Origin of the sequence: Rhizobium sp. UGM030330-04, assembly GCF_003208455.1 — a bacterium.
Taxonomy (GTDB): Bacteria; Pseudomonadota; Alphaproteobacteria; order Rhizobiales; family Rhizobiaceae; genus Agrobacterium; species Agrobacterium rhizogenes_A.
This window is the reverse complement of the sequence record NZ_QKML01000016.1, coordinates 123,223-134,496: the sequence shown is the minus strand read 5'-3', so window position 1 is coordinate 134,496 and position 11,274 is coordinate 123,223. Positions and strand designations below refer to the sequence as shown.

The following is an 11,274-nucleotide window of genomic DNA, read 5'->3' as shown; positions in this document are numbered from 1 at the left end:
ATCGGCTGGTTCTCGCAGAAACAACTCGTGCGTGGCCTGACCTTTGGCGCCGTGAAATAAGGAACGACAAACATGGGCAGCATTTCCCTTCAGAACGTGTCCAAGCTCTTCGGTGAGGCGAAAGTCATCCCGTCGATCGATCTTGATATCAACGACGGCGAGTTCGTCGTCTTCGTCGGCCCGTCCGGCTGCGGCAAGTCCACGCTGTTGCGGCTGATCGCCGGGCTGGAGGACGTCTCCGGCGGCAAGATCGTCATCGACGGCAATGACGCCACCGAAAAGGCCCCGGCCGAGCGCGGCCTTGCCATGGTGTTCCAGTCCTATGCGCTTTATCCGCATATGAGTGTCAGGAACAACATCGCCTTCCCGCTGAAGATGGCCAAGCTCGACAAGGCGGTGATCGACAAAAAGGTGGAAGATGCCGCCCGGGTGCTGAACCTCACCGATTATCTCGAACGCCGGCCTTCGCAGCTGTCGGGCGGCCAGCGCCAGCGCGTCGCCATCGGCCGCGCCATCGTGCGCGAACCGAAAGCCTTCCTGTTCGACGAGCCGCTCTCCAACCTCGATGCGGCGCTGCGCGGCACCATGCGGCTGGAAATCTCCGAGCTGCACAACACGCTGAAGACAACGATGATCTACGTCACCCACGACCAGGTGGAGGCCATGACCATGGCCGACAAGATCGTCGTCCTCAACCGCGGCAATATCGAGCAGGTCGGCTCGCCGATGGAGCTTTACCGCACCCCCGCCAACCTCTTCGTCGCCGGCTTTATCGGCTCGCCACGCATGAACCTCATCACCGGTGATTTTGCCCGCAGCAAGAACGCCACCACCGCCGGTGTGCGGCCTGAGCATCTGCTGCTGTCGAAGGAAAGCGGGCTGTGGCAGGGCAAGGTCACCGTTGCCGAACATCTCGGATCGGATACCTTCCTGCATCTCGAGGTGTCAGGCATCGGACCGATCACCGCCCGCACTGACGGCGAGTTCGAATGCAGGCATGGCGATGCCGTGTTCATCACCCCCGACGAGACCAAGATACACAGGTTTGATGAAAAGGGTGTGGCGATCTAGGTGCTGGCTTTCACAAGGTTTTTCAGTCGCAGCGGACCCGCAGGCGCGTGGGGCTTACCCCCCTCTGCCCTGCCGGGCATCTCCCCCTCAAGGGGGGAGATCGGCAAGAGGCTCTTTCATCGCTTCACTCGCAAGCTTAGAGATGTGCGAGACTTTGCCGCAGATCGATCTCCCCCCTTGAGGGGGAGATGCCCGGCAGGGCAGAGGGGGTAAGCCTCACGCCTCCCCGATCCTGACGCCATTCCCGTCGAAGACATGCAGCCTTTCCTGCGGGAAACCGACCCGCAGGGATCTACCCGGCTGCAATAATGCCCGGTCTGACGAAAACAGCTTGAAGGGCAATCCATGCACGGTGAGGTGCAGGATGACGCCGAGGCCGGTTGGCTCGACCAGATCGACCGTCGCTTCCACACCGCCTTCAGCCGGCGCAACAGTGACATGTTCCGGGCGGATGCCGAGCGTGACCGGCTCGCCATCAGCGAGGTCCACTTCTCGGCCAAGCGCCAGACGCGTGCCGTCACCCAGCACGACGAAACTGCCGCCATTCTCCTGCACGAGCCGTCCTTCGAGGAAATTCATGCCGGGCGAACCGATGAAACCGGCGACGAAAAGATTGGCGGGACGGTCGTAAAGATCGAGCGGTGCGCCGATCTGCTGCACATGGCCGGCATTCATGGCGACGATGCGTGAGGCAAGCGTCATCGCCTCGATCTGGTCATGGGTGACGTAAACCGAGGTTGCGCCAAGATCGGCATGCATGCGTTTGATCTCGGCCCGCATCTGCTCGCGCAGCCGGGCATCGAGGTTGGACAGCGGCTCGTCAAACAGGAAGGCTTTTGGCTGGCGCACGATGGCGCGGCCCATGGCGACGCGCTGACGCTGGCCGCCGGAGAGCGCCTTCGGGCGGCGGGCGAGATAGGGATCGAGGCCGAGTTTCGCGGAAGCACCGGCCACCGCCGCCGCGATGGTTTCCTTCGGGCTGCGGCGCAGGCGCAGGCTATAGCTCATATTGTCGGCGACGCTCATATGCGGATAGAGCGCATAGGACTGGAACACCATGGCGATATCGCGATCCTTCGGCCGGCGATCATTGACGCGTTCGCCATCGATGGACAGGTCGCCGGATGTTATCTCTTCAAGGCCTGCGATCATGCGCAGCAGCGTCGATTTTCCGCAGCCGGAGGGACCGACGAGGACGATGAACTCGCCATCCCTGATATCAAGATCGACACCATGCAGCACGGCGAGGTCGCCATAGGTCTTGCCGACATTCTTCAGCTCGATGGAAGCCATGGGATTATCCTTTCACCGCGCCGGCCGTCAGGCCCTGCACGAGATAACGTTGAATGAGCAGGAAGAAGAGGCAGGCCGGAATGAGCGCCAGAACGCCCGCCGCCATCATCTGCCCGAAATCGACGGAGAATTTCGAAACGAAGGTCAGAAGGCCAACCGGGAAAGTGGCGCTCTGATTGCCGGAAATCAGCATCAGCGCAAACAGAAGCTCGCTCCACGCGGCGGTGAAGACGAAACCGAGCGTCGCGGCAATGCCCGGCAGCGTCAGCGGCAGGATGATCTGGCGGAAGGCCGTAAACCGGCTTGCCCCGTCGATCATCGCCGCCTCTTCCAGATCCTTCGGAATGCCATCGAAGAACGACTGCATGAGGAAGGTGGCGAAGGGCACGTTGAAGGCGGTGTAGACGATGACGAGGCCCGTCAGGCTGTTGGTGAGCCCGAGCGGCGACAGCATCTTGAAGATCGGCGCGACCAGCATGACCAGCGGAAACATCTGGGTGATCAGCATTAACGCGACAATCCAGTATTTTCCCTTGAAACGGAAGCGTGACAGCGCGTAACCCGAGAGCGAAGAAAGTATCGTCACGGCAATTGCCGTGGAGCCCGCGACGATGACGCTGTTCTTAAAAAACGTCGGGAAGGCACTGTTTTCAATGACGAAACGATAATGATCCCAGGTCGCCCGCGATGGCCACATCCTCACACCTTCGCTATAGAGCAGATCATTCGGCGTCACAGAAACCTTGAGCAGCCAGAACAGTGGGAACAGTGCAAAGGCGATATAGGCAAGAATCGCCAGACGATGGGCAAGGGTGAGAAATATCCTTGATGTCATCGGTCAGTCCTTCTCGATCAGGCGCTGGCGCAGCAGCACGATCAGCATGGAATAGGCAAGCAGCAGTACTAGCAGGACCAGCGCGATGGCCGAGGCATAACCGAAATCCAGCCGCCGGAAGGCCTGGGTGAAGATGTAGCTGGCGACGATCTGCGTGCGGTCGGCCGGCCCGCCATTGGTCATGACGATGATGAGATCGGCGAAATTGGCGATCCAGACGGTGCGCAGCAGAATGGTGATGGCGATGGTGGGCGCCAGAAACGGCAGGGTGATGGAGGTGAAACGCTGCAGCGGGTTTGCCCCGTCAATTTCCGCCGCCTCGTAAAGATCGCGCGGGATGGCCTGAAGTGCGGCAAGCAAAGTGATGGCGAAGAAAGGAATGCCCCACCAGACATTGGCGATGATGGGCCCCCACATGGCAAGCTGCGGATCGGCGAGGATATTGTTGGGTGCGGATAACAGCCCGAGCGAGACCATCCAGTGCGGTAACGGCCCGATGACCGGATTGAACAGCCACGCCCAGTTGAGACCGGCAAGGAAGGTCGGCACGGCCCATGGCAGGAACACCAGCGCCTGCGCCAGCCCCCTGCCCGCAAAGGGTTTATCCAGCAGCAGCGCCAGAATGAGGCCGAAGAAGAATTGCAGGAAAACCGAAGCGCCGGTCCACCACAGCGTATTTTTCAGCGCCCGGTAAAAGGCCGCATCCTGCGACAGCGCCTCCAGATGTTTGAGACCAACGAAACCGCCGGAAAACGGATTGAGCAGCTGCACATCGCGAAAGGCATAGGAGAGGCCAAGTACCAGCGGTACCAGCATGACAGCGACGATGAGCACCAGCACGGGCGCGCTGTAAAGCCACGGTTCGGCCCAATCGGCAAACCGCCGCATCGCGGGCTTGCCAGCCGGTTTGCGCGCAGCCACCGGCCCGGCGCCATGGGCATAGGACATTGTATCGCTCCCTGATCGGACGATGGAACGGACGGATTTTCCAGCCTCTCGGCTTACCGATCCGAAAAATTTCTATGAACAGGCCTGTCGCAGCGAAGGCCGGCAAGACCGCCGCGCGGGCATTTGCGCCCGCGCAGCCGGTCGATGTCGTTACTTCGAGGCCAGAAACTTCTGCTGCGCCTTGGTCATGTAATCAGCCCATTGCTTGGCAAGGTCTTCCGGCGTGATGTCGCCGAGCAGCGCTTCCTGCGATGTCTTGATCACAAGCGAATCCTTGAAGAAGGCGAATTCCTCAAGATAGGTCGGCATCGTCGTCGGTACGGCGTTCTTGTCGGCCAGTTCGTCGAACCAGCCCTTGAACTGCTCGCTGGCATAGAAGGGGTCCTTCTCCGCCGACTTGTGCACCGGCAGCGCGCCGGTCTTCTTGTTCCACTCGATATTGCCTTCCGGCCCTTCGAGCGTCTCGATCAGCTTCCAGGAAAGGTCCTTGTTTTCGGATTTCGACATCATCGACCAGCCGGCGAAACCAATCGTCGGGAAGGTCTTGCCGTCGGGGCCCTTGGGCATGGTCATGACGCCGAAATCTTCCGGCTTCATGCGCTGGGCAATGGCGATCAGCGCATCCGGGTCCTGATCGAGGAAGGCGCAGGTGCCGGAATAAAAGCCGGCGACGATCTCGTTGAAGCCCCAGTTGACGCTGTCCTTCGGCGCGTAACCGTTCTTGTAGAGATCGATCACATAGGTCAGGCCCTTCACCCAGCCGGGGCTGTCGAAGGTGGAGGTGCCGTCCTTGGTGAAGAACTCGTTCGAACCGGCCATGGATGCGCCGAACATGACCCAGCCGTTAAGGCCGCCCGGGCCGCCGCGCAGGCAGTAGCCGGATTTGCCGGGAAGGGCTGCGACCTTTTTGGACGCATCGGCAAATTCCTCAAGGGTCTTCGGCGGTTCGTTCACGCCGGCTTCGGCCAGCAGCTTCTTGTTGTAGAACATGGCGCGCAGGTAGAAACCATAGGGCAGCATATACGCCGTGTCCTTGACATCGCGGCCGAGTTCGAGCGTGCGCTCGCTCAGGCCCGCGGTGTGCTCCCATTTGGCAAGATAGGGCTCAAGGCTCTCCAGCATGCCGTTATTGGCATAAAGCGACAGCCATGTGTCGGGCATTTCCATCACGTCAGGCACATCGCCGGCAGACACCATGGTGGCGAATTTCTGGAAGGCTTCGCTCCACGGCAGGGAGACGATTTCCACCTTGGTGCCGGGATTGGCGGCCTCGAATTTCGAGACGATGCCTTTCAGCGTTTCCGTCCGCTCGGGACTTGTGATGACCTCGACCAGTTTCAAGGTCGTGTCCGCCAGCGCCGTTCCGGTCATCAGGGCGGTGAAGATTGCTGCTGTTACCAGTTTTTTCATGTCGTTCTCCCCTTTTTTGTCGTCAGTTTAAAAACGCGTCAGGCGGCGGAGGCCGCCTTGATCGCGGGTTCGAGATCGTTCCAGAGGGCTTCCGTGCCCTCCAGCCCGACATGCAGGCGCACCGAACGCGCGCTGATGCCGAAGGTGTGGGCGGAGTTTGGCTGCGCCTTCTGTTCGAGCACCACTTCGCCGGGGACGATCAGGCTTTCATGCCCGCCCCAGGAAACACCCAGTTTGAAAAGCTTGAGGCGGTCGGCAAAAGCGCGCACATCCACCCCTTCCCTAAAGATGAAGGAAAACAGGCCCGACGTGCCGTGAAGGCCGGGCGGCAGGCGGTTCGCCAGCCCCGGATGGCAGACCTTCTCCACCACATCCAGCGCCTGCAGGCGGGTTGCGATCTCAAGCGCCGAGGCCTGATGCGCCTTCATGCGCAGCGGCAGCGTGCGAAGCCCGCGAATGAGCAGCCAGGCATCGAAGGGCGACATCTTGCCGCCGAGATAGGGATAGGTTTCCGCCCGGATGCGGTCGATCATCGCCTTCGAACCGGCCACCACGCCGGAGACCACATCGCTGTGGCCGCCGAGATATTTCGAGGCCGAATGCACGGCGAGATCCACGCCGAGCGAGATTGGCTGCTGGAAGACCGGGCTTGCCCAGGAGTTGTCGATGACGGTGACGGCGCCATGCCGCTTGCCGATGGCGGCGAGCGCGCCGACATCGTGGGCTTCCATCACCCAGCTCGTCGGGCTTTCCATGTAAAACAGCTTTGCACCCGGCATAGCCTTTTCAACCGCCGCCTCATCGCGGCCGTCGACATAGGTCACCTCGATATTCATGCGCTGCATGAAGGTGCCGAACAGGCGGAACGCATCGGGATAGACATGGCGCACGGCGACGATCCGGTCGCCCGGCGAAACGAAGGAGAGCACGGTGGAGGAAATGGCCGACATTCCGCTCGCAAAACCGAGCGCATCTTCGGCACCCTCCAGCTTCGCCAGCATCTCCTCAAACAGCCGCACGGTGGGGTTCAGCCCGCGCGTATAGACCGGCCGCACCTTTTCGCCGCGATAGGTGGAGACCATTTCGTCATAGCTGGAAAAGGTGAAAAGCGAGGTCTGCACGATGGGCGGCACCACGGCTTCGAAGGCGTGGGCCTCGTCATGCGCAACGATAAATGAGGCGGGATCGAAGAGATCGTTGCCATGGTTCATTTCGACATGTCCTTGATATCCTCCTCGACGACGGCGAGGATTTTCAGTGTTTCTTCACGGGCGGTCTCGGCATCACCGGCGGCGATGGCGTTGAACAGCGTGCGGTGAAAGGGAAAGGAGCGACCGGCGAAATCCGGGCGGTCGAACGGCTTCGACCAGAAGCGTTCGAAACCTTCACGCATCTGCTCCAGAAGTTGCTTGAACAGCGTATTATGGGTCGCGTCGTAGATCGACAGATGGAAGGCAAGGTCTGCCTTGCCGGAGGTGCCTTCGGCCAGATGCACCCGCTCCATCTCGTCAAGCCGCGCTTCCATCGTGGCGATATCGTCTGCCGTGCGGCGGCGCGCAGCGGCCATGGAAGCTTCCACCTCGATGCCGCGCCGCACTTCCAGCGTCATCAGCAGCGCATCGCGCAGGCTTTCGGCATCGATGGAAATCGGCATATGCACGGTGGCGGCGGAAATCGGCTTCAGCAGATAATTGCCGCTGCCCTTGCGACTGTCGATGACACCGAGCGCCTGAAATTTGCGGATGACTTCGCGGATGGTGGACCGGCCGACGCCCAGCGCCGCCATCAGTTCCCGCTCCGCCGGCAGCCGGTCTCCAGCCTTCAGCCCTGCCCGCTCGACATAGTCGGAAAGCGCAGCCTCGACCTGGCGCACGCGGTCGCTCGGCGGAATCGGTTGCATGAGTTCCCGGCTGGACCTGTCCAAGACGCATCCTCTAAATTGGTCTGACATCTTACCATTTCAAACGGCAAATTGATTGTCAACCGCCAACGAAGAGTGATGTGCCACTCTCCCGACATGGCGGACGCAACGACCTCGAAATTCCCGAAACGATTCAGGCGGCCGCTCGTGAGCAAATGGGTTCACGGTCCGGTAAAAAGTATCGGCGCAACCGTTCGATAGGGAAGATGTCGGGACAGGGGACGGCTGAAATCGACCATTTTACGCGCCGCATGACGGCAACTGACGCCCGCCAGCTAAGTCGCCATCGTACGGGCGACACCACGCGCCAATGCATCGGCATGTTCATTGCCGGCTGTGCCGGAATGCCCTTTGCACCATTCCACAGCCACATGGGGATGCCGCTCGAGCAGGTTGTCGAGCTGCTGCCAGATTTCTTTGTCGGGGATAGGCCTTCGGCGGGTGCGCTGGTTAGGCGTGATCCGCTTCCAGCCGTTGTTGCGCCAGATCGCCCGATAACGGCGGCAGCCCTCAATCACATGAACGGCATCCGTCCAGAGCGTGGCGGTTCGCGTTGGCGCCTCGGCGGCGATCCAGGACATTGCGTTCAGGACAGCGAGGACCTCGAAAGTATTGTTTGATGTGCCAAACGTCTTTCCTGAGGCGCAATGGACCTGGCCACCTTCTTCATGAACGACGAACGCCCATCCTCCGGATCGGGTGGCATCGTCGAAGGAGCCGTCGGTGAAGATGTGAAGCGCATCGGACATGAAGAGGTGTGTAACACCGAAATGGAAATCGCTAAAGGAACAGGCGATTGCGAAGGGACCCTTTCGTTCCGGTGCCGCCCCGCGTTCCTCGGCAGGCGGCAGGGGGAGCAACACAAAAGCAGAGAGGGCAGCGCACGCCACCCTCCCCAAATTCACGCCGGAACTGTCCGTTTTACTGGCTGAGCACAGCCGCCTTGATGGTCTGGATATTGTGGTTGATCATGTCGATATAGGTCGCGGCCGGGCCATCGGCGGTGGAAAGCGCGTCGGAATAGAGCGTGCCGCCAACCTTCAGGCCGGTTTCGCTGGCGATCTGGTCGATCAGCCGCTTGTCGGTGATGTTTTCGACGAAGATCGCCGAAGCCTTGTCGTGTTTGACCTGATCCACGAGCTTGGCGACATCGGCGGCCGACGCTTCGGATTCCGTCGAGATGCCCTCGGGCGCCAGGAAATTCAGTCCATAAGCGTGTTCGAAATAACCGAAGGCATCATGCGAGGTGATGATGACGCGCTTTTCCGGCGGGATGGCGGCAATCTCGGTCTTCACCTTCTCGTTCAGAGCGGCAAGCTTGGCGATATAGGCATCGGAATTGGCGGTGTATGTGGCGCAACCGGCCTTGTCGACCTCGCAAAATGCGCCGGCAATGTTCTTCACATAGATTTCCGCGTTCTTGATCGACTGCCAGGCATGCGGGTCAAATTCACCGTGATGGTGGTGACCTTCATGGCCATGGTCGTGATCATGGGCCTCGGCGGTTTCGTGGCTGTGGCCGGCTTCTTCAGCCTTGTGGTCGTGGCCTTCCTCTTCCTCCGCTTCCGGATGGGCATGGCCGGCCGGCTCTTCGGAAAGTTTCAGCGGCTCGACACCCTTGGTCAGTTCAACGACCGGCGCCTTGGAGCCGCTGGTGTCGATCAGCCGCTTCAGGAAGCCTTCAAATTCCAGGCCATTGACCAGCACGACGCCAGCCTTGCTGACGGCAACGGCATCGGCCGGGCGCGGCTCATAGACATGCGCATCGCCATCCGGACCCACGAGCGTGGTGATCTCGACACGGTCACCGCCGACATTTTTGGCGAAATCGGCGATGATCGAGAAGCTGGCCACGACCTTGAGTTCGGCAGCCGAAGCCTGCGCCATCAGGACCGGGGAAAGGGTAAGAAGGCTTGCGCAGGTGGCAAGACGGAGGGTTCTGAACATGAAGGTTCTCCTTTTTTCGAACGCTGTTTTCAGGCCGTTCTGTGGCGGCCGGAACCGAGAAGATCGCCGAGCAAGCCGCGCGTGCCGACGAGAATGGAGAGCGCGTAGATAACGCCCGCCGAAAGGATGATCGCCGGGCCGGATGGCAGCGACGCGTGATAGGACAGGATGAGGCCGGCAAAGCAGGAAACCATACCGATGCCAATCGAGATGAAGCACATGGGCGCCACGCGGTTGGACCAGAACCGGCTGGCGGCGGCGGGCAACATCATCAGGCCGACCGAAAGCAGCGTTCCGAGCGCCTGAAAGCCACCGACCAGATTGAGCACGACGATGGCGAGGAAGAGGAAATGCACCGGGTTGCCCCAGTTGCTGACCGAGCGCAGGAACAGGGGATCGAGGCATTCCGCCAGAAGCGCCCGCCAGAAGGTGATCATCACCACCAGCGTCACGATGCAGATGCCGCAGATGAGGCTGAGCGCCTCGTTGTTCAGCGCCAGCACGGTGCCGAACAGCACATGCATGAGATCGACGCTGGATCCGCGCCACGAAACGAGCAAAACGCCGAGCGCCAGTGAAATCAGATAAAAGGCGGCAAGCGAGGCGTCTTCCTTCTGGACGGTGAAACGCGATACCGCACCGGCACCCAGCGCCACCACGAGGCCGACCACCAGCCCGCCAATCGTCATCGGCAGGATTTCCAGCCCGTAAAACAGAAAGCCGACGGCCGCTCCCGGCAGGATGGCGTGCGACATGGCATCGCCCGTAAGGCTCATGCGCCGCAGCATCAGGAACACCCCGACCGGCCCGCAGCTGATGGCAAGGATCAAGGCGCCGGCAAGCGCCCGCTGCATGAAGACATATTGAACGAAGGGTTCGATGAAGAAATCAGCCATGGGCATTCGAATTTGCGTGGGAGTGGATGTGAGAATGGGATGACACCGCTCGCGACCCGGCATCGAACGCATTGGTCACTGGAGCATTGTTCCTTGGCGCATCACTCGGCGCGCACCACGGTGCATTTTCCTCCCATGCTTCGTGGAAATGCCGCGCCTGGCGCATGTTTTCCGGCTTAAGGACATCGGCTGTCGGGCCGAGGCCGACGAGACGCCGCGCAAGGAACAGGGTCTGGGGAAAATGCTGCCGCACCAGCTCATGGTCATGCAGGACGGCGAGCACCGTGCGTCCTTCCGCAACCCATGCCTTGATCAGCACCAGAAGATCGGTGACGGTGCGCTCATCAACGGCATTGAAGGGTTCGTCCAGCAGGATCAACTGCGCGTCCTGCAACATGGCGCGGGCAAACAGGGCACGCTGCATCTGGCCACCGGAGAGCGAATCTATATTGCGCTTTTCAAAGCCGGAAAGCCCGACCGCTTCCATCACCCGGCCCATCGCCGCTTTGTCCTCAGAACGGTGGCGGCCAAGCAGGCCGCGCCTGGGCCAGAGACCCAGCGCAACGAGATCGCGCACCTGAGCCGGGAACGACCGGTCGAGTTCCGACTGCTGCGGCAGATAGGCGACGGAGATGCCTGCGCTGATCCGGCACTCACCGCCAAGTGGTTTCAAGATGCCGGCGATACCCTTCATCAGCGTCGATTTGCCCGAGCCATTGGCGCCGACAACCGCGGTGAGCGATCCCTTGGTGATATCGCCATCCAGATGATGCACGGCCGCACGGCCGGCATATCCAAGCGTCAGATTTGTGAAGGTGAGGCACGGATCGCTCATCGATCCCTCCTGGGCGGGGTTTCATTCGAGGACCCTTGATATGTAATGTTATTACATTCGTCAAACGAATACGTAATGAAATAACATTAACTATTGGAAAGTCAGAGCGGCACGCTGG

General features: G+C 60.7%; 11 protein-coding genes. 1 reads left to right on the top strand and 10 read right to left on the bottom strand.

The window, feature by feature from the left end:
- Window positions 1-72 precede the first annotated feature (72 nt).
- The gene (locus N434_RS22280; RefSeq protein WP_110759897.1) at window positions 73-1,071 is read left to right on the top strand and encodes an ABC transporter ATP-binding protein; all 999 of its coding nucleotides are present in this window, start codon (window positions 73-75) and stop codon (window positions 1,069-1,071) included.
- A gap of 216 nt (window positions 1,072-1,287) precedes the next feature.
- Here N434_RS22280 and N434_RS22270 read toward each other — a convergent pair whose 3' ends face one another.
- From N434_RS22270 to aztA, 10 genes are all read right to left on the bottom strand, one after another.
- A complete protein-coding gene (locus N434_RS22270) occupies window positions 1,288-2,364 on the bottom strand; it encodes an ABC transporter ATP-binding protein (RefSeq protein WP_110760339.1) in 1,077 nt (358 codons plus the stop codon).
- A gap of 4 nt (window positions 2,365-2,368) precedes the next feature.
- Window positions 2,369-3,199 (bottom strand): carbohydrate ABC transporter permease, encoded by an 831-nt coding sequence (locus N434_RS22265; RefSeq protein ID WP_035228147.1) that lies wholly within the window; start codon window positions 3,197-3,199, stop codon window positions 2,369-2,371.
- A 3-nt stretch (window positions 3,200-3,202) separates the two neighbouring features.
- A complete protein-coding gene (locus N434_RS22260; protein ID WP_003525091.1) occupies window positions 3,203-4,147 on the bottom strand; it encodes a carbohydrate ABC transporter permease in 945 nt (314 codons plus the stop codon).
- Between the two features lie 150 nt (window positions 4,148-4,297).
- The gene (locus tag N434_RS22255; protein WP_110760338.1) at window positions 4,298-5,557 is read right to left on the bottom strand and encodes an ABC transporter substrate-binding protein; all 1,260 of its coding nucleotides are present in this window, start codon (window positions 5,555-5,557) and stop codon (window positions 4,298-4,300) included.
- A gap of 38 nt (window positions 5,558-5,595) precedes the next feature.
- Entirely contained in the window at window positions 5,596-6,768 is a 1,173-nt protein-coding gene (locus N434_RS22250; RefSeq protein WP_110760337.1) for a PLP-dependent transferase, read from the bottom strand.
- Complete coding sequence (locus N434_RS22245) at window positions 6,765-7,457, bottom strand: FadR/GntR family transcriptional regulator (RefSeq protein ID WP_048902873.1); 693 nt, start codon at window positions 7,455-7,457, stop codon at window positions 6,765-6,767. The genes N434_RS22250 and N434_RS22245 overlap by 4 nt, the downstream gene beginning before the upstream one ends.
- Before the next feature lie 296 nt (window positions 7,458-7,753).
- Window positions 7,754-8,227, bottom strand: a complete 474-nt coding sequence (locus N434_RS22240) for a ribonuclease H family protein (protein WP_110760336.1) — start codon at window positions 8,225-8,227, stop codon at window positions 7,754-7,756.
- A gap of 172 nt (window positions 8,228-8,399) precedes the next feature.
- On the bottom strand, window positions 8,400-9,425 hold the full coding sequence (gene aztC / locus N434_RS22235) for a zinc ABC transporter substrate-binding protein AztC (RefSeq protein ID WP_110760335.1): 1,026 nt from the start codon (window positions 9,423-9,425) through the stop codon (window positions 8,400-8,402).
- Between the two features lie 29 nt (window positions 9,426-9,454).
- The gene (aztB, locus tag N434_RS22230) at window positions 9,455-10,321 is read right to left on the bottom strand and encodes a zinc ABC transporter permease AztB (protein WP_110760349.1); all 867 of its coding nucleotides are present in this window, start codon (window positions 10,319-10,321) and stop codon (window positions 9,455-9,457) included.
- Window positions 10,314-11,156: a zinc ABC transporter ATP-binding protein AztA gene (gene aztA, locus N434_RS22225; protein ID WP_110760334.1), complete on the bottom strand. Its 843-nt coding sequence runs from the start codon at window positions 11,154-11,156 to the stop codon at window positions 10,314-10,316. The genes aztB and aztA overlap by 8 nt, the downstream gene beginning before the upstream one ends.
- Window positions 11,157-11,274 lie beyond the last annotated feature (118 nt).